Here is a 19,565-nt window from a genome sequence, read left to right as displayed (position 1 = left end):
CTTGTTGGGGGTTGCCAATGCTAAACAAAGACTTAGAACTTACTCTTAATGCCGCGTTTCGCGAGGCTCGTTCTCGCCGTCACGAATTTATGACGGTTGAGCATTTATTACTTGCATTGATCGATAACCCTTCTGCTAGTGAGGCGCTAGATGCCTGTGGTGTCGATATGGATACCTTGAAGCGCGAGTTATCAGAGTTTATTGATGAAACTACGCCTGTTATTCCAGATTTAGAGGAAGACAGAGAAACACAACCAACACTTGGTTTTCAACGTGTGCTACAACGCGCTGTATTCCATGTTCAATCTTCTGGTCGCTCAGAAGTGACTGGAGTAAATGTACTTGTTGCTATTTTTTCTGAGCAAGAAAGCCAGGCTGTTTATTTACTGAAAAAGGCTGACGTGAGCCGCTTGGATATCGTTAATTTCATTAGTCATGGTATCTCTAAGATTGAAGATGATCACGAGCAAGAAGATCATGAAGAAATGCAAGACGATAGCGGTGAAATGCAACAGGAAGAGAAAACCAAGCTGGAAAATTTCACTTCTAATCTAAATATTCAAGCGGAATCTGGCCGCATTGATCCGCTGGTTGGTCGTGATGAGGAAGTTGAGCGTACGGTTCAGGTACTGTGCCGTCGTAAGAAAAATAACCCATTACTCGTTGGTGAAGCGGGGGTTGGTAAAACTGCGATTGCTGAAGGTTTAGCGTATCGAATAGTCAATAACCAGGTACCTGATGTAATTGCCGATGCAGTGGTTTACTCACTGGATATGGGGGCATTACTTGCGGGTACAAAATATCGCGGTGACTTTGAGAAGCGCTTTAAAGCGCTACTAAAAGAACTTCAATCGAAACCTCATGCGATATTATTTATTGACGAAATCCATACCATTATCGGCGCTGGCGCTGCTTCAGGTGGTGTAATGGATGCGTCTAATCTAATTAAGCCACTGTTATCGAGTGGACAACTTCGCTGTATGGGCTCAACAACATACTCTGAATTCAAAAATATTTTTGAGAAAGACAGAGCGTTAGTGCGCCGCTTCCAGAAAATTGATGTGGTTGAACCAAGTGTTGAAGATACCACTAAGATCTTACATGGATTGAAAGAGCGTTATGAAGAGCACCATGGTATTCGTTACACGCAAAAAGCGTTAAAAGCGGCTGCTGAACTCAGTGCTAAATATATCAATGAGCGTCACTTGCCTGACAAAGCAATTGATGTCATTGACGAAGCGGGCGCCAGTCAAAGGCTACAACCAACTTCAAGACGTAAGAAAACGATTAATGTGTCGGACATTGAAGCGATTGTGTCTAAAATGGCGCGTATTCCACAGCAAAGCGTGTCATCTAGTGATAAAGAAACGCTCAAGAATCTTGATCGTAACTTGAAGATGCTGGTGTTTGGCCAAGATGAGTCGATTGACGCGTTAACATCAGCAATTCGCTTATCACGCTCCGGTCTTGCTAATGAAGACAAGCCTGTAGGTTCATTCTTGTTTGCTGGTCCTACAGGGGTCGGTAAAACCGAAGTAACCAAGCAACTTGCTAAGTGTATGGGCATAGAATTTATTCGCTTCGACATGTCTGAGTACTCTGAGCGCCATGCCGTTAGCCGCCTAATAGGTGCGCCTCCTGGGTATGTTGGCTTTGAGCAGGGGGGTCTGTTGACCGAGGCTGCAATCAAGCATCCTCATGCAGTGGTGTTGCTCGATGAAATAGAGAAAGCGCACCCAGACATCTACAACATTCTATTGCAGGTTATGGATCATGGTACGCTAACAGACAACAATGGTCGTAAGGCAGACTTTAGAAACATTGTGTTGGTGATGACAACAAATGCGGGTGTACAAGAGACTGTTCGTCAATCGATTGGATTCCAGCAGCAAGACTACTCTCATGATGCCATGGTAGAAATCAATAAGGTGTTCACACCAGAGTTTAGAAACCGCTTGGATAACATCATTTGGTTCAACCACCTAGAGAAAGAAGTTATCTTGCAAGTTGTTGATAAATTCATTGTTGAATTGCAAGCGCAGCTTGATAAGAAATCGGTTAATCTGGAACTTACGGCGCAAGCACGAGATTGGCTGTCAGATCTGGGTTACGACAAGGCAATGGGGGCTCGTCCAATGGCGAGGGTTATTCAGGACAACCTGAAAAAGCCACTTGCCAATGAAATCTTGTTTGGTCATTTGTCTGATGGTGGGACAGTGAAAGTTACGGTGAAAGACAACAAGTTGTCCTTTGATTACCAAACGGAAGCGGTGTCAGCATAAAACCTTTGAGGTATTTATAAAAGCCCAGCGTCGCTGGGCTTTTTGTTATCACTCAGTTTGATGCGGTATTACCGTCTCTCAAACTCAGTGCTAGTCGTTCGTGTATACCAATTGCTTGAATGAACTTGGTATACCTAAGTAACATCAGCATTTTGAAGTCGCTTGGGTATCAACGAGTTTACGGCATCAACTTAGTATAAATCTACACACGCAGAGTAACGAGCACGGAAGACCATGATGCTCCCTTTGAACGGTGGGGTTAGAATAACAAAAAGCCCAGAATAGCTGGGCTTTTTGTTATCACTCAGTTTGATGCGGTATTACCGTCTCTCAAACTCAGTGTTAGTCGTTCGTGTATACTAATTGCTTGAATGAACTTGGTATACCTAAGTAACATCAGCATTTTGAAGTCGCTTGGGTATCAACGAGTTTACGGCATCAACTTAGTATAAATCTACACACGCAGAGTAACGAGCACGGAAGACCATGATGCTCCCTTTGAACGGTGGGGTTAGAATAACAAAAAGCCCAGAATAGCTGGGCTTTTTGTTATCACTCAGTTTGATGCGGTATTACCGTCTCTCAAACTCAGTGCTAGTCGTTCGTGTATACCAATTGCTTGAATGAACTTGGTATACCTAAGTAACATCAGCATTTTGAAGTCGCTTGGGTATCAACGAGTTTACGGCATCAACTTAGTATAAATCTACACACGCAGAGTAACGAGCACGGAAGACCATGATGCTCCCTTTGAACGGTGGGGTTAGAATAACAAAAAGCCCAGAATAGCTGGGCTTTTTGTTATCACTCAGTTTGATGCGGTATTACCGTCTCTCAAACTCAGTGCTAGTCGTTCGTGTATACCAATTGCTTGAATGAACTTGGTATACCTAAGTAACATCAGCATTTTGAAGTCGCTTGGGTATCAACGAGTTTACGGCATCAACTTAGTATAAATCTACACACGCAGAGTAACGAGCACGGAAGACCATGATGCTCCCTTTGAACGGTGGGGTTAGAATAACAAAAAGCCCAGAATAGCTGGGCTTTTTGTTATCACTCAGTTTGATGCGGTATTACCGTCTCTCAAACTCAGTGCTAGTCGTTCGTGTATACCAATTGCTTGAATGAACTTGGTATACCTAAGTAACATCAGCATTTTGAAGTCGCTTGGGTATCAACGAGTTTACGGCATCAACTTAGTATAAATCTACACACGCAGAGTAACGAGCACGGAAGACCATGATGCTCCCTTTGAACGGTGGGGTTAGAATAAAAAGTTTCAAACGATAGCTGGGCTTTTTGTTATCACTCAGTTTGATGCGGTATTACCGTCTCTCAAACTCAGTGCTAGTCGTTCGTGTATACCAATTGCTTGAATGAACTTGGTATACCTAAGTAACATCAGCATTTTGAAGTCGCTTGGGTATCAACGAGTTTACGGCATCAACTTAGTATAAATCTACACACGCAGAGTAACGAGCACGGAAGACCATGATGCTCCCTTTGAACGGTGGGGTTAGAATAACAAAAAGCCCAGAATAGCTGGGCTTTTTGTTATCACTCAGTTTGATGCGGTATTACCGTCTCTCAAACTCAGTGCTAGTCGTTCGTGTATACCAATTGCTTGAATGAACTTGGTATACCTAAGTAACATCAGCATTTTGAAGTCGCTTGGGTATCAACGAGTTTACGGCATCAACTTAGTATAAATCTACACACGCAGAGTAACGAGCACGGAAGACCATGATGCTCCCTTTGAACGGTGGGGTTAGAATAACAAAAAGCCCAGAATAGCTGGGCTTTTTGTTATCACTCAGTTTGATGCGGTATTACCGTCTCTCAAACTCAGTGCTAGTCGTTCGTGTATACCAATTGCTTGAATGAACTTGGTATACCTAAGTAACATCAGCATTTTGAAGTCGCTTGGGTATCAACGAGTTTACGGCATCAACTTAGTATAAATCTACACACGCAGAGTAACGAGCACGGAAGACCATGATGCTCCCTTTGAACGGTGGGGTTAGAATAACAAAAAGCCCAGAATAGCTGGGCTTTTTGTTATCACTCAGTTTGATGCGGTATTACCGTCTCTCAAACTCAGTGCTAGTCGTTCGTGTATACCAATTGCTTGAATGAACTTGGTATACCTAAGTAACATCAGCATTTTGAAGTCGCTTGGGTATCAACGAGTTTACGGCATCAACTTAGTATAAATCTACACACGCAGATTAACGAGCACGGAAGACAATACGTCCCTTTGATAGGTCGTAAGGCGTCATTTCAACAGTAACTTTGTCACCAGTCAAAATACGGATGTAGTTTTTGCGCATTTTTCCAGAAATATGTGCAACAACCACGTGACCATTTTCTAGTTCAACACGGAACATTGTGTTTGGTAGCGTGTCAAGGACCGTGCCTTGCATTTCAATTACGTCTTCTTTCGCCATGTGTAGCGTATCACCTCTTGGTTAAATTAAACGATGCAGATTTTGCCCAAAAGCGGGGAATAAGTAAAGTTACAAGCTGATTTTTTGTTAATTTGGTCATTTATTCAGCCAGTTTTACCAAAGTTTTTTGCTTCTATTCCTAACGCATTTCAAAATCTGGAGCCTTGTTGATAGGCAAGGGTGATATTCTAGCATAGGAAAATCTGCTAGTAACGCATGTTTTTTGTCCATGCTATTGGATAATTGTGGTGTAAAAGGAGGTGTATTCCTGCATTTGAGCAAACGTATGCAGGAAAGAGGTACTAAGCACAAGGTTGTGAGGCATCCGGATCAATATCTTGCCAAATATCTTTAACTAGCTTTTGTGCTGGAACAAATTGGGTTTTATAACGCATTTTCTTGCAGTCGTCGATTTGATAACCCAAGTACAAGTACGGTTTATTCTGTTTCGCTGCCTGTTCGAGCTGAGCCATGATCATGATAGTGCCGATACTTAGTGATTCATACTCAGGATCGAAAAAGGTATAAATAGCAGACAATGAATAAGGCATTGAATCAGTGACGGCTACTGCAATTAACTTATCTTTGTGCCATAGCTCGATAAAGATAATGTTCATCCAACGACAAAATAAGAAGCTTTCGTACTGGAGACGGTTAGGTGGGTACATAGAGCCATCGCTGTGGCGTAGACTGATATATTTTTCGTATAGCGGATAGTATTCAGGACGCTCCTGGTGGCTAATAATTAGCTGATAATCTTGCTTTAATTTATTGCGTTTGCGTTTTTGAGATTTACTCGGTTTAAATTCTTGAGTTAACACTCTTACTGATTGACAAGCTGAGCATGCGGGACAGTGTGGACGATAAATCTGGTCTCCACTGCGGCGAAACCCTAATGCTAACAATTGTTCAAATCTATCTGGGCTGTAACAATTTGGGTCTAGAATAACCAGTAACTGTTCCTTCTGCTCAGGTAAATAACTACAACTAAATTGTTGGCTCAGTCCGATTTTAGAAGGAAAGTGTTCATTCATAGATAGCTTTCAACTCCTGAGGCTGCCACATTGATGATGGGATCTCAAATCGATCCGCCAATTTAAGTTTAGTCAAAAACTCGCTCCTTGGTACAACTTTTAATCCCAAACTTGTTAAATAAGGATTTTCGAGTTGGCAATCAATAAAATGTGCCTGATGGGCTTTGAGCCAATTTACCAGAGCCCACATCGCCATTTTGGACGTATTAGGTAAGGTGTGAAACATAGATTCACCACAAAATACACCAGACTGCATGATGCCATAGAGCCCGCCAACGAGTTTGCCTCGATCCCATATCTCCACACTATGTGCTAATCCCTGAATGTGCGCTTGCTGATACGCAGCCAACATCCCATTTGTGATCCAAGTTCCTTCAGCGGCCATTCGTTGATTTCTACAAGCTTCAATCACTTGTGAAAAGGCGGTATTGATAGTGACGGTTGGACTGAGTTTACGTTGGGCTTTTCTTAGTGTTTTACCACAGTGAAAATCTTGAAGCTCCAAAATGCCGCGCTCGCTTGGGCTCCACCACATAATTGGCTCACCTTCATTAAACCAAGGAAAGATCCCATTGGCATACGCGTTCTTCAGTCGTTTTACTTGTAAACAACCACCAATAGCAAGCAGTCCATCTGGTTCAGACAAGGCATAGTGATTTGGTGGAAAACGAAAGTCATCGCGGGCGAGATGGAACAGTTGTTGGATCATTGAACAAACTACAAGATTGTTATTTATTTCAATATAGCAAATTAAAGCAAGGAGGAAAGAGGGTCAGTCTAGACCGACCCATTTATCTATTATTTTTGGCTATCTAAGAAGCGCTCTGCGTCTAGTGCCGCCATACAGCCTGTGCCAGCGGAGGTAATTGCTTGACGGTAAATGTGGTCAGACACATCACCTGCTGCAAATACACCTTCAACACTAGTCTGTGTTGCGTTACCATTTAAGCCCGACTGTACAACCAAATAACCATCTTTCATCTCTAGCTGGCCCTCAAACATATCTGTGTTTGGTTTGTGACCAATCGCGATGAAAACACCAGCAAGATCAAGTTGCTCTGTCGCTTCTGAATCAGTATCTTTGATACGAATACCAGTAACACCCATATCATCACCTAGCACTTCATCAAGTGTACGATTTAGATGTAATACAACATTACCGTTCTCTGCTTTATCCATTAGGCGATCGGCAAGAATCTTCTCACTACGGAAAGAATCGCGGCGGTGAATAACATGTACTTCTTCAGCGATGTTTGATAGGTAAAGTGCTTCTTCAACCGCGGTATTACCACCACCAACAACCGCAACCTTTTGACCACGATAGAAAAATCCATCACAAGTTGCACAAGCAGATACGCCACGGCCTTGGAACGCTGTTTCAGACTCAAGACCAAGGTATTTTGCTGATGCACCTGTTGCGATGATTAGCGCATCACAAGTATAAGTACCTTGATCGCCAGTGAGTGTGAAAGGACGCTTCGTCACGTCAACTTTGTTGATGTGGTCGAAAATGATTTCAGTTTCAAAGCGCTCTGCATGCTCTTTCATACGGTCCATAAGAGCTGGACCCGTTAAACCATGTGCATCACCAGGCCAGTTCTCGACTTCAGTTGTTGTAGTCAGCTGACCACCTTGCTGCATACCTGTGATTAATACTGGGTTTAAATTTGCTCGTGCTGCGTATACCGCGGCAGTGTAGCCCGCAGGACCCGAACCTAAAATCAACAGTTTGCAGTGTTTTGCATCGCTCATGTAATTTTCCTAACTAAATTCTAAAAAATGCTATTAAGCAAAAGTTTGTTCGATTCTATGTAATTCAATAGGGAAGTAAATAAAAAACCGTAATCTGATTTGGTATAAATTGGCAAGTTGTCAAAAAATTTGTACTGTTTTGTTTTAAATAGACTACACATTGAGCAATCTTGTCCAGTACTAACAAAAAACAGCAGTATTTCATGACCTCAGGTTTTTTTTTTGATATGTTTTAGAGAATTTTGTTTTGCTATCAAGAGTTGATAGCCTAATTGAAAAGGTATATATGGCATTTTGGCAGAATACCCCAGGCTTTGGGTTAAGTGCACAAGATTGTGAGGTGTTAACTGATGCTAAGCAATATCATCAGACGCTTTTACAACTGATCTCACAGGCAAAAACGCGTATTTATATCACCGCACTTTATCTTCAAGATGATGAGGCGGGTCGCGAGATATTGCACGCATTGCACGAGGCTGCACAGCAAAATCCAGACTTAACGGTAAAAGTGTTGGTTGATTTTCACCGTGCGCAACGCGGCCTCATTGGTGCTGAAAAGTCAGAAGGCAATGCCAAGCTATATTGTGATTTAAAAGAGCAGCTGGGCACTCAAGTCGAAGTGTATGGTGTGCCGGTAAAAGCAAAAGAGCTTTTTGGCGTGTTGCATTTAAAAGGCTTTGTTATTGACGACATCCTGCTTTATAGCGGCGCTAGTTTAAATAATGTCTACTTGCATCATGATGAAAAATACCGCCTAGATCGCTATTTTGTGATTAAACAAGCACAGCTCGCAGATAGCTTTTGCCACTTTACCGATCAAGTGCTGATAGCGTCCGACGCAGTACCTAGACTCGACATCCGTCCACTACCTACTTTACTCGACATTCGTACTGATCAAAAACAGCTGATGAAACAGTTGAAAAAGGCCAGTTATGATATTTCAAAGGCGAATAGTCGGGAAGGTCTAACGGTTCGTCCATTTTTAGGTTTCGGTCGTAGAACTAATAAGCTAAATCGTCTTATTAAGGCGCTTTTCGATACCACAGAACAAGAGTTAGTACTTTACACTCCTTACTTCAATTTTCCGGCTCCTCTACTTCGCTCGCTACGTCGTTTGCTGAAAACAGGTAAAAAGGTAACAATAGTGGTGGGGGATAAAACTGCAAATGATTTCTATATCAGTCCAGAGCAGCCATTTAGCCGAATTGGTGCGCTTCCTTATTTGTACGAAACCATTTTGTATAAATTCATCAAGTCGCAACGCCGCTTCATCACTGCCGGATTGCTGGATGTGTATCTGTGGCAAGATGGCAACAACTCGTTTCACTTGAAGGGGGTAAGCAAAGATGGCGATACGCATTTAATGAGTGGTCATAACCTCAACCCAAGGGCATGGGGGTTAGATATTGAAAATGGCATTCTAATAGAAGATCCCGACAAAGCGTTGTTGCCTCAAATTGAGTTAGAAAAGCAAGAGATCTTAAAACATTGCCGTCGCATCGAGAGCCACGATGATCTCGAGACATTGGCGGATTATCCCGCACCAGTGAAAAAACTCCTTGGTCAGGCTAAGCGTGTGAAAGTCGACTTTATTATCAAGCGTTTTATTTAACGCAAGAACTGATAATTTTAAAAAGGGACGAGCGTCCCTTTTTTACATTCTTATTTTTGATTATATGCTTCGTTGTGTGAGCTTGCTGCGCGACCTGATGGATCGGCATTGCGCTGGAAAGACTCGTCCCAAGCAAGCGCTTCAGGTGTTGAACACGCCACAGACTTGCCGTGAGGAACACACTTAGCTGCCGCTTCTCCTGGAAAATGCGACTCAAAAATGGTGCGATAATAATAGGCTTCTTTGCTATCCGGTGTATTGATTGGATAGCGGTAATGGGCGTTTTCAAGATCCGAATCGCTCACTTGCTGACTGACATATTCTTTCAGTGAATCGATCCAGCTATAGCCTACGCCATCAGAAAACTGTTCTTTTTGGCGCCACAATACATCATCGGGTAAATAGCCATCAAACGCCTCGCGGATAATGTGTTTTTCGATACGGCCATCTTTACACATTTTATAGTCTGGGTTAGTACGCATAGCAATATCGACAAATTCCTTATCTAAGAAAGGAACACGTGCTTCAACCCCCCAAGCTGCCATCGACTTATTTGCACGTAAGCAATCAAACATATGAAGTTTCGAGACCTTTCGGTTTAGCTCATTGTGAAACTCCTCAGCGTTTGGTGCTTTGTGGAAATACAAATAGCCGCCAAATAGTTCATCGGCCCCTTCACCCGATAACACCATTTTAATGCCCATTGCTTTAATGTAGCGTGCCATAAGGTACATAGGAGTAGAAGCGCGAATGGTTGTGACATCGTAGGTCTCTAGGTGATAGACCACTTCTTTCAGAGCATCTATCCCTTGTTGTACAGTAAAGTGAATAGGATGGTGAACTGTGCCGATTTTGTCCGCTACTTTTTGTGCTGCAGCGAGATCGGGTGAACCTTCCAAGCCAATGGAAAATGAGTGAAGTTTTGGCCACCAAGCATCGGAAGCATCATCATCTTCGATACGCTTTGCTGCAAACTTTTGTGTGATGGCGGAAATCACAGAAGAATCCAGACCACCAGACAACAACACGCCATACGGCACATCGCACATCAATTGGCGTTTTACTGCGGCTTCTAGCCCATTTTTAACCGCTTCGGGGCTGGCCTCATTGTTTTTTACTGCACTAAATGCTTGCCAGTCGCGTTGGTAATACTCTCTTGGACCCCCTTCTTTTGAATACCAATAATGGCCAGGAGGAAACTCTTCAATTTGTGTACAAATAGGTGTGAGCGCCTTCATTTCGCTGGCGACATAGAGGTTACCGCTTTGATCACGGCCAGTGTAAAGTGGAATGATACCGATATGATCACGACCAATTAAAAAGGCATCTTCCGTTTCATCGTACAAACAAAATGCAAAAATTCCATTGAGATCATCTAAAAACTCAGGGCCTTTTTGCTTGTATAGCGCCAAGATCACTTCACAGTCTGATTCTGTTTGAAATTCAAATGGAACGGTCAGTGTTTTTGCAAGCTCTTTATGATTATAAATTTCACCATTTACCGCCAAAATATGTGTTTTTTCAGGGTTAAATAATGGTTGTGCGCCGCTAGAAACGCCAACAATTGCCAAACGCTCATGAACTAGGATGGCTTTTTCACTTGAATATACTCCTGACCAGTCGGGGCCACGGTGTCTTAATTTTTTTGACATTTCGATCGCTTGCTCACGAAGTGCAAGGGGATCGGTCTTGATGTCAAGTACGCCGAAAATTGAACACATATTTCCTCATTCCTATTGATGTGTTGATAATATCAACAAATTATTATTGCTCACGGAAGCATAGCTACCATGAGATAGTTTAAGTTCTACCAAAAATAATTTGATAAGTCACACAATGAAATAGAGAAAATGTGAATTTTTTGTGATGTGCAATGGTGCAATTCTGCACCATTGTGGGGCATTGCTTATTAGTGTGTCGTTCCTGCGACAAGCTTAATATCTTGCTTTTGTGTAATGGCACTGGTTAATAGGATTTTTATTCCTTTAACTAGGGTGTCAATGTCCATACTGGGCGCACCAGGGTGGTGCGCCGCTTGGGAGGGCAAGTATGGAATATGTACAAAGCCACCACGGCACGCTAAGTCATGTGTACTAAGATAGTGCAGTAATCCATACATCACATGGTTGCACACGTAAGTGCCCGCAGTATTAGAAATACTTGCAGGAACTCCCGCTTGAAGCGCACTACTTAGCATACTTTTTATTGGTAAAGAGGCAAAGTAAGCATCGGGTCCGTGTGTAACGACTGGTGTATCTATCGGCTGGTTTCCCGCGTTGTCGGCTATTCTGGCATCGTTAACGTTAATCGCGATACGTTCGATGGAGATATCACAGCGTCCACCAGCCTGGCCTAAACAGATCACGATGCTTGGGTGATACTTATCTATCGCTTGTGTTAAAGACTCAATACTTTTGTCAAATTCACAAGGTAACTCTTTTGTGTGGATCAGGTGACCTTCAATGGTCTCACCTTCTAATAGCTGAGCTAATTGCCATGAAGGGTTGATGGACTCACCACCAAATGGGGTGAACCCAGTAACGAGGACACAAGGTTTACTGTAACTGGACATTAAAAAACGACTCCGTACATAAGAAAAATATTAATCACCAATAACGTTATAGCGGTTGGTATTTGCACTTTAATGACTTGGTACTTATCTTTTAAATCTAACAGTGCCGCTGGCACGATGTTGAAATTAGCAGCCATCGGTGTCATCAGTGTTCCACAATAACCCGAATACATGCCAATTGCGACGAGCGGTGCAGGATCAGCGCCATGCCCTTGGATTAAAAATGGCAGTGCAATACCTGCGGTCATTACTGGAAATGCGGCAAAAGCGTTTCCCATAATCATGGTAAATAGTGCCATGCCAACACAATACAGCACAACGAGCATAAAACGGTTATCTGGCGAAATAAATAATGTCACTAAGTCTTGGATAGCAGTGCCTGTGTTGGCGACGATAAATACACCACCAAGCATTGCAAGCATCTGTGGCAATATTGCTGCCCAGCCTATTGAATCAACTAAGCGACGAGACTCAGAAAGTGCTTGTAGTGGACTGCCTTTGGTTATTTTCCAACTCACCAGTAATGCGATGGTGCAAGCGAGTGTCAGTGCTGAAAGCGTCACGTGATCCTGATCGAATAGATAAAAGTCGCCGAGCTGGATCTCACTTAAGATGATAGTACAGATCACGGTAACTATTGGAATAAGTACAGCAGGAACAAACAATTTATTACCAAACCGATTTGCGTCTTCTGTTTTGGCTCGTTCGCACGGCATTTCGTAATTTCCCATGGAAACCATATTCATACCTGCAAGCAGTGCGATGATCACCACGTTGATGCCAATCCATAAATATGTATTTCGCTCACCAATCAATGCGATAGAAGCATCGCCAAAGATAAAAACAGTGCCAAATAAAAACCAAAATAGTGCCGTAGTGAGACGCTTAGGATGCGCCTTATCTTGTAGCGTTTTTACCACCAGAAACATCACGATAAAACCAATCAATAAATAGATGTTGTCAATTGAAAGTAGGCTAGATTGCGCGTCAGAAGTGTTCATTAAGCTCATAATGACTCCTCCTTAAGCGCTGAATTTGTGTTGCTAGGTGTTTGCTCTTCTTCGCTTTGTTGCTGCTGACAGCGCGCAATTTCTGCCCGGATTTTTGCTTCAAATCGCGCTAAACGGAAGAGATGAACAATGAGAGCGGCAATTGCAGTTGGTATTGCCCAAAGTCCGATATGTAGCGGTTCAATCCCGGCAATGCCGTTTTCTTTTAGAAATGCATCCATCAGTAGTACAGCACCAAAGGCGATAAAAATATCCTCGCCAAAGAAGACGGCAATGTTATCGCAGGCGGCAGCATGTGCGCCTATCATGTCTTTTACATCTTGTGGCAGGTCGCCGTATTGGTTTGCCGCAGCGCCTATCGCCATCGGAGCAAGCAGTGGTCTAACGGTTTGCGCTTGGCCCGCTAAATTGATTAACCCCAGCGCAGCGGAGCACTCACGGACCACAAAATACATACTTAAAATTCGAGAAGTGGTCGCCCCTTTTATGCCCGCAACCCAAGCTTTAGCGCGTTGCTGTAAACCGTAACGCTCTAAAATTGCAATCACGGGTAAGATAAGTAAAAAGCTCGCAAGCTGGCGAGAGTTCATAAACTTTTCGCCAAAGGTGGCAATTAAGTCGACAAAGTCTATTCCAACGGCAAAACCAGTAACTAGACCTGCCGAGGTGACAACCAATAAGGGATTAAACCTCAGAGCAAAGCCAATAACAATCACGGCAATGCCCGAAAGGGGAAGGAGATTTAGCTCAGTCATTTTGTTGTTCTTTATTTTGAAGCGCTAACCTTAGCTGATTGAGATGCGCCTGTACTCGGTGAGATTCCTTTGCTGCATCTATAAGGGATGTTGATTTTAAATGGATACAATCACCCGCGCCCAATTGGCTCAAGTGGCGCATATCGGCTTGAATGATGGTACCAATAATTGGATAACCGCCTGTGGTTTGGCAGTCATTCAATAGGATAATGGGCTCGCCACTGGGGGGCAGCTGAATAACGCCAGGGTGGACAGCTTGGGTTGCAATATTATGTGCATGCACTAGGCTGCTATGGCCGCTTAGGCGAATGCCCATACGATTACTGCTGGGATTTACTTTCCAAATGGTGTCGTTTAATACACCCAGTGTCTGTTTGGAAATTAACTCGAGATGCGGGCCAGGAATAAAGTGAATGAGTTTTTCATAGCTGGGCTGCAGGCCACCAACGGCGCTTTTGGCAGTGCTCGGCGTGTAGCTTAGTTTGTCCCCTTGTTTAAGAGCTCGGCCACTTATTCCCCCAAAGCCTGCCATGAGATCGGTTGAATAACTCCCAAGAAGCTTGTCTACGTTGGTAAATCCACCTTCGACCACCAAATAAGCGCGCAAACCATCGCGGTTTTGTTTAAATGTCAGCTTATCTCCGGCCTTAGCACTGTAGCGCCAGCAAGGATATACTGATTTATCATTTAAAGCGGCATTGAGATCTGCCCCTGCGATAACAAAGTTAGTGGGGGCGTGGAAGTGAAACTCGCATAAGCCAATAGTCACTTCGATAGCTGCAGTATCGTCGTCATTTGACAAGAGTGTATTTGCAAGTTTAAGCGCAACAGGGTCGATGACACCAGCTTGACTTACTCCTAAGTGGCGAAGTCCTTGGCGACCAATGTCTTGAATAGTTGAAAGTGGCCCAGGTTTAATAACTTCTAGCATGATTTCTCCACAAAACGCACGATATCTCCTGGTTGCAGCAAGCTTGCTGATGAAGAATTTGGGTCAAATAGCGTAGCATTGGTTTGTCCCAGTATATGCCAGCCACCGGGAGATTGGCTCGGGTAAATTGCACTGTAGCTGTCTGCGATGGCAATACTGCCTTTGGGGACCTTGGTAACTGGTGTGGATTTTCTGGGTAATTGAAGTGCGGCTGGTAACCCTGATAAGTAAGCAAAACCAGGTAAGAAGCCAATAAATTGTACTTGATAATCAACGCTTGAGTGCAGCTCGATAAGCTGTTTTGGTGTCAGTTGTAATTCGTCCGCTATGCGTTCAAAATCCTGTCCGAATTCTTTGCCATAAAACACCTCAATATGATGGTGTGTTGGCTTTACCTCTGCTATTTCTAGGTCTTGCCAATGTGCTTGGATTTTGTGTTGCCACGCATCGGCTTTACGGGGGTCTTTTAGATAGGCAGTAACGGAAGACTTGGCAGGCACCACATCAATAAAATCACCGCTACTATCAAGCCATTTCTTGAGGGCGAATAATCGTTGATTAATTGGACTTTTGCTATCAGGCAAACATGTTGTATTTACAACAATTGCTTGCTCACCTAATAGATAACAACTCACATCGGACATAGACAATAACAATTGGTTGCTTTGGTAAACGTTATATTTCTTATAACACACCTCGCAATTGAAACGAAGTTATTGCTACTAGTTGCCATTGTGTTGCAGTTACAAAAAAGCCGTGTTTTAACACGGCTTAAAATATAAGGATTTATTTAGCAGTTAATAGCCATTGACTCAGAAGGCGAACGCCATAACCTGTACCACCAGTTGGTACTTCGTCTTTTGCTGAGCTTGAAAGTGCGTTACCTGCAATATCAATATGAACCCAACGGGTGTCACCTGCAAATTGTTGTAGGAAAGTTGCAGCAGTTGTTGCACCAGGACCACCTGAACCTACGTTTTGGAAATCGGCGATGTCAGATTTTAGTTTGTCCTTATAGCCAAGCGGTAGACGCCATACGTTTTCGTTCACAACCTTACCTGCGTTGGTAAATTCTGTAATTAAGCTATCATCTTCAGAGAAAATTGCTGAATATTCGTTACCAACAGCACGGATTTTAGAGCCAGTTAATGTCGCAACATCAATCATAATCTCAGGGCTGTAGTGTTTACGTGCATACCACATTGCATCAGACAGTACCAAACGGCCTTCAGCATCTGTGTTGACAACTTCTACGCTAATACCTTCTGCAGTACGTAGCACATCACCCGGTGCGATTGCATACTGAGACACCATATTTGCTGCCATACCCATGACTGCTACCACGTTTACGTCTGCTTTGCTTAGCGCCATTGCTTTTACTGTACCAAGCACGGCAGCCGCGCCCGCCATGTCAGATTTCATGCGTGCAATCGACGCGCCGGTTTTGATGCTATAACCACCAGAATCAAAAGTAATTCCTTTACCGATCAGGGCAATTGGTGTCTCGTTGTTACCTTTATAGTGTGCAACAACTAAACGAGAGCCGTGCTCACTACCACGGCCAACGCCCTCAAGTGCGCCCATGCCGAGCTCTTTAAGTTCACCTGGTGCTAATACTTTTACTTCAACGCCATATTGTTCAAGTTCCTTTGCTGCTTTTGCAAAATCAACCGGGGTCATTTCTGTTGCGACTTCAGAGGTTAAGTCTCGCGCTAAAAATACGCCAGCTTGAATGTGTTGTAGTGCTTTATACTGAGCCTGTGTTGCTTGCTTATCGGCAACGTCGAAGTGGTAGCTTACGTTAAAAGTGTTTGGTTCTTTTTTGTATACTTCGAAGGTGTGGTCACGAAGGTTTGCACCGTGTGCAAATTGTGCCGCTAGTTCTGCATTTGAGAGCGCTCCCTCAACGTCTTCGAATGCAACTGCAACATTCTCCAGCTTCTTACCTTCAAATTTAGCGTGTAAATTACCGCCAAGTTTGGTCATTTTGCTCGCGTCGAGTGCGCTTGTGTTACCCAAACCAACAATGAAGATACGCTTATAATCAGAGTCTATTGGCGCCAGTACTTCAACTGTTTTGCCATACGCCCCTTTAAAGTCTTCCGCTGCAATTGCGCGCTCCAATTGTTTGTGAGTGTCTTTATCAAGGAACTTTAGGCTACTTTGGCTTTCACCAGCTTGAAAAATTACCAGTGCATCAGCGTCTGCAAGCTTGGTATTGAACTCAAAGTCAGCGGCATTTGCAGAAGTCATGCTGGCAACCGCCAGCGCTAAAGCAGAAAAACGCGTAGTCAATGACATAATCTTATCCTCAGATAACTAAAATTGCGGCGTTTTTACCTTAATCAGAGAAATTTAGACACAATTTGTCGGTGAAGTAACAGGTTTTACCGTTCAGTGACATTAGGTAAGCGGCTTGTCAGCACAATGCCTAATATCGTGATCATAATGTAGAGTGCAAGTAACACATTAATTGAAAATGCCGAGGCAATGACACCAAGTGCGCTTGTTAATAAAAGCACAATACCGATAATTGTGTTACTGAGCGTGACGTAACTGGTGCGTTTGTTTCCTTCAGCCATATCGACCACGTAGGTTTTGCGGCCCACGCGCACGCCTTGGTGAGCGATAGCAATAACAAAATAGCAAAGTGGAATGAACCAGATTGTTTCTAGCAGTGAAGAATAAAATAAAGCAGTTGCCAGTAGTATTGCAGTGATAGCAACGGTGATTGTAGCGCCATACATCATCACGTGTTTACTTGATTGATCGGCAAGACGACCCCAAAAAGCCCCACTGACTAAACTGGCAAGCCCAGACACCGCTAACAAAGCTGCCAACACCCATGCTCCGTTGCCGATATTCTGCTGCGCCAGCACGGTGAAATAGGGCGGAATAAGCGCGGAACTTAACAAAAGCCCACGCGCAAAGATAAATTTTTTCAGAGTTGGGTCTGTTTTTAACAGCGTGAAATCTTGCTTTATTTTATCTAATCCGTTTTCACCGCCTTCGGTGGCGCCTTCATATTCTTTAATTCTCGAGAACGTTAACGCACCTATCAGCCAAAAGATTGCAGCCAGTACCAGTGTGATCACAAAGTTGACGTTGTTTACTTGAGTGGCAGCGATAAAAAGCCCAACACCAAATGTAACAGTTATAAGTCCACTGACAGAGGCGGCTTGGCCGCTAAGCTGGCCGCGCTTTTGTTTAGGGATAGTTTTACCGATGACATCTTTTGACGACACGGAACTTAAGCTGCGGGCGATGCTAAAAATCGCCAGTAATCCAAGTACCAACCAAGCGTATAATTGATTTTCAGTTTGCTGCCATGCAAGCAGTGCCATAAGTAGTACACAAATAGCTTGAGTAAGTGCGCCGAGAGACCAAAGGTGCTTTCGTTTAGCGTGCTTACGCACCCACTGGCCAATAAACAATTGTGGGATCAGTGAACCGGACTCGCGAATGGGGACCAGAGCCGATATCATATAAGCGGGAGCACCGAGTGATTGCATCAGCCAAGGTAGCGTGATCTTTGGGTTGAGTAGGGCATCTCCTAATTTGCTAAATAGTTGACTCAATAAAATAAGTACGTAGTTACCGGGAACTTCTTTACACGCCTTATCGTCAATCGCTTTACAGGCACGCGCTTCGTCATCATTGGTTAGCTTTTGATAGAGATTCTCACTTATTTTACTCACACCCATTCCTTTATTTTGCAGACAGCCTACTTCACTATCATGAACGACTTTAGATGAAATGATAATTAACCTTTAGCGGTCTCATTTAATACGCAGTAAATCATATTAAGTTCAATAAGTATGAAGTGATAGTCATACTTAGTTGTGACATACAGCATTGAGAGGGTAGTGATGAGAACATTACAGGTGGCCGCATCGATAGGGTTTATCATGATGTTAGGTGTGGGTGTATCGGCGCTCGCGGGGACAGATATGCCAAAGCCTAAAGTTGATGGCGCAAGTAACCATATTAAAACGTTAGTGTTGGGCTCCGGTTGTTTCTGGGGTCCTGAAAAGCGTTATGAAAAAATGACGGGCGTGATAGATGCTGAATCTGGCTATGCCGACGGTAAAGGGTTTAAGCCAAGTTATAGAGAAATCATTAAATCGAGCCGACGCTTTGATGAAGACAACTATGCGGAAGTGGTAAAGGTAACTTACAACGCAAATCTTATCACCACCGATGCGCTGCTAAAGTACTACTTTGAAAGTCATGATCCAACCCAAAAAAATCGTCAGGGTAATGACGTTGGAACGCAGTATCGTTCGATCATTCTCTATACTGACGATCAACAAAGTGACAAGGCCCACACATTAAAAGCGCAGTATCAACATTTATTATCTGAGCAAGGCTATGGCGACATTCAAACCAAGATTAAGCCGCTTAGAAAATTCTATCCAGCAGAAGAGTATCATCAAAACTACTTAACCAAGAATCCCAAGGGATACTGCCCAGATCACAGCACGGGAGTGACCTTTGAAAAGGTGGCGAAAGATAAAACAGATAACACTATGCTAGCCCAAGGTAAGCATATTGTGATTGTTGATGCTAGAAGCTATTGCCCTTATTGCGAAAAACTAAAAAAAGAGGTGTTAAACGACTATCAAGGTGATATCCCACTTCATTTTCGCTATGCAGATCAACTCAAGGGGCTAATGATAAAAACCGCGACTTGGGCGACGCCAACGATCTTATTTATTGAAAATGGTGTTGAGTCCCTTGGCTTTCAAGGTTTTATGGCGAGAGAAGAGTTTTACAAAGCACTCGGTGCTTTTAAGCTAGGTCGTTCAGAAGCTTTTGACATTGCCTTTCAAAAAGGCACAGAAAGACCATTTTGCAAGCAGTATGATATCTTTAAAAACACACCTGATGGCGTATTTATCGATAAATTAAGCGGCAAGGTTCTTTTTGACACCCGAGATAGATTTAACTCAGGCACTGGGTGGCTGTCGTTTACCCACCCAGTAAAAGACAGCGTGACCTATCACAAAGATTTAAGCCACGGAATGGTGAGAACTGAAATACGCTCAAAAAGCAGTGGCATTCATTTAGGCCATGTCTTTAAAAATGAAGGGCCAAAAGGTCAAGACCGCTATTGTATCAATGCCCAAGTACTTGAGTTTAAAGCGAGAGAGGCGCTTTAGGTATT

15 protein-coding genes are annotated in these 19,565 nt (G+C 43.4%); 3 read left to right on the top strand and 12 right to left on the bottom strand.

Translation table 11 applies throughout. The features are described from left to right. The first annotated feature begins 17 nt into the window (after positions 1-17). Complete coding sequence (gene clpA, locus PPIS_RS06160; RefSeq protein ID WP_010379299.1) at positions 18-2,282, top strand: ATP-dependent Clp protease ATP-binding subunit ClpA; 2,265 nt, start codon at positions 18-20, stop codon at positions 2,280-2,282. A 2,231-nt stretch (positions 2,283-4,513) separates the two neighbouring features. On the opposite strand, the gene infA is transcribed toward clpA, so the two are convergent. The 4 genes from infA to trxB all read right to left on the bottom strand — a co-directional run bounded on the left by infA (position 4,514) and on the right by trxB (position 7,518). After that, positions 4,514-4,732 (bottom strand): translation initiation factor IF-1, encoded by a 219-nt coding sequence (gene infA / locus PPIS_RS06155; protein ID WP_002962494.1) that lies wholly within the window; start codon positions 4,730-4,732, stop codon positions 4,514-4,516. A 302-nt stretch (positions 4,733-5,034) separates the two neighbouring features. Then, positions 5,035-5,766: an arginyltransferase gene (locus PPIS_RS06150; protein ID WP_010372445.1), complete on the bottom strand. Its 732-nt coding sequence runs from the start codon at positions 5,764-5,766 to the stop codon at positions 5,035-5,037. After that, complete coding sequence (gene aat / locus PPIS_RS06145) at positions 5,759-6,475, bottom strand: leucyl/phenylalanyl-tRNA--protein transferase (RefSeq protein WP_010372446.1); 717 nt, start codon at positions 6,473-6,475, stop codon at positions 5,759-5,761. Before aat ends, PPIS_RS06150 begins: the two co-directional genes overlap by 8 nt. Positions 6,476-6,564: 89 nt before the next feature. Continuing rightward, positions 6,565-7,518, bottom strand: a complete 954-nt coding sequence (gene trxB, locus PPIS_RS06140) for a thioredoxin-disulfide reductase (protein WP_010372447.1) — start codon at positions 7,516-7,518, stop codon at positions 6,565-6,567. Between the two features lie 286 nt (positions 7,519-7,804). On the opposite strand from trxB, the gene pssA reads away from it, so the two are divergent. After that, entirely contained in the window at positions 7,805-9,130 is a 1,326-nt protein-coding gene (pssA, locus tag PPIS_RS06135) for a CDP-diacylglycerol--serine O-phosphatidyltransferase (protein ID WP_010372448.1), read from the top strand. Positions 9,131-9,180: 50 nt separating this feature from the next. Here pssA and asnB read toward each other — a convergent pair whose 3' ends face one another. The 8 genes from asnB to PPIS_RS06095 all read right to left on the bottom strand — a co-directional run bounded on the left by asnB (position 9,181) and on the right by PPIS_RS06095 (position 18,102). After that, positions 9,181-10,851 (bottom strand): asparagine synthase B, encoded by a 1,671-nt coding sequence (asnB, locus tag PPIS_RS06130; protein WP_010372449.1) that lies wholly within the window; start codon positions 10,849-10,851, stop codon positions 9,181-9,183. Between the two features lie 188 nt (positions 10,852-11,039). Next, positions 11,040-11,702, bottom strand: a complete 663-nt coding sequence (gene pcp, locus PPIS_RS06125) for a pyroglutamyl-peptidase I (protein ID WP_010372450.1) — start codon at positions 11,700-11,702, stop codon at positions 11,040-11,042. After that, a complete protein-coding gene (locus tag PPIS_RS06120; protein WP_010372452.1) occupies positions 11,702-12,712 on the bottom strand; it encodes a DUF979 domain-containing protein in 1,011 nt (336 codons plus the stop codon). The genes pcp and PPIS_RS06120 overlap by 1 nt, the downstream gene beginning before the upstream one ends. Further along, the gene (locus PPIS_RS06115; RefSeq protein ID WP_010372454.1) at positions 12,709-13,467 is read right to left on the bottom strand and encodes a DUF969 domain-containing protein; all 759 of its coding nucleotides are present in this window, start codon (positions 13,465-13,467) and stop codon (positions 12,709-12,711) included. The genes PPIS_RS06120 and PPIS_RS06115 overlap by 4 nt, the downstream gene beginning before the upstream one ends. Continuing rightward, positions 13,460-14,398 (bottom strand): 5-oxoprolinase subunit C family protein, encoded by a 939-nt coding sequence (locus PPIS_RS06110; RefSeq protein WP_010372456.1) that lies wholly within the window; start codon positions 14,396-14,398, stop codon positions 13,460-13,462. Before PPIS_RS06110 ends, PPIS_RS06115 begins: the two co-directional genes overlap by 8 nt. Further along, positions 14,392-15,042 (bottom strand): 5-oxoprolinase subunit PxpB, encoded by a 651-nt coding sequence (pxpB, locus tag PPIS_RS06105; RefSeq protein ID WP_010372457.1) that lies wholly within the window; start codon positions 15,040-15,042, stop codon positions 14,392-14,394. The genes PPIS_RS06110 and pxpB overlap by 7 nt, the downstream gene beginning before the upstream one ends. A gap of 142 nt (positions 15,043-15,184) precedes the next feature. Next, a complete protein-coding gene (locus PPIS_RS06100) occupies positions 15,185-16,699 on the bottom strand; it encodes a leucyl aminopeptidase (protein ID WP_010372459.1) in 1,515 nt (504 codons plus the stop codon). A gap of 86 nt (positions 16,700-16,785) precedes the next feature. Beyond that, complete coding sequence (locus tag PPIS_RS06095; protein ID WP_248694144.1) at positions 16,786-18,102, bottom strand: MFS transporter; 1,317 nt, start codon at positions 18,100-18,102, stop codon at positions 16,786-16,788. 165 nt (positions 18,103-18,267) lie between these two features. Here PPIS_RS06095 and msrA point away from each other — a divergent pair, with 165 nt between their 5' ends. Further along, positions 18,268-19,560, top strand: a complete 1,293-nt coding sequence (gene msrA, locus PPIS_RS06090; protein ID WP_010372464.1) for a peptide-methionine (S)-S-oxide reductase MsrA — start codon at positions 18,268-18,270, stop codon at positions 19,558-19,560. Positions 19,561-19,565 lie beyond the last annotated feature (5 nt).

This window comes from Pseudoalteromonas piscicida, from assembly GCF_000238315.3.
GTDB lineage: Bacteria > Pseudomonadota > Gammaproteobacteria > Enterobacterales > Alteromonadaceae > Pseudoalteromonas > Pseudoalteromonas piscicida.
The sequence above is the reverse complement of the archived record's forward strand: the minus strand, read 5'-3'. Positions and strand labels throughout refer to the sequence as shown.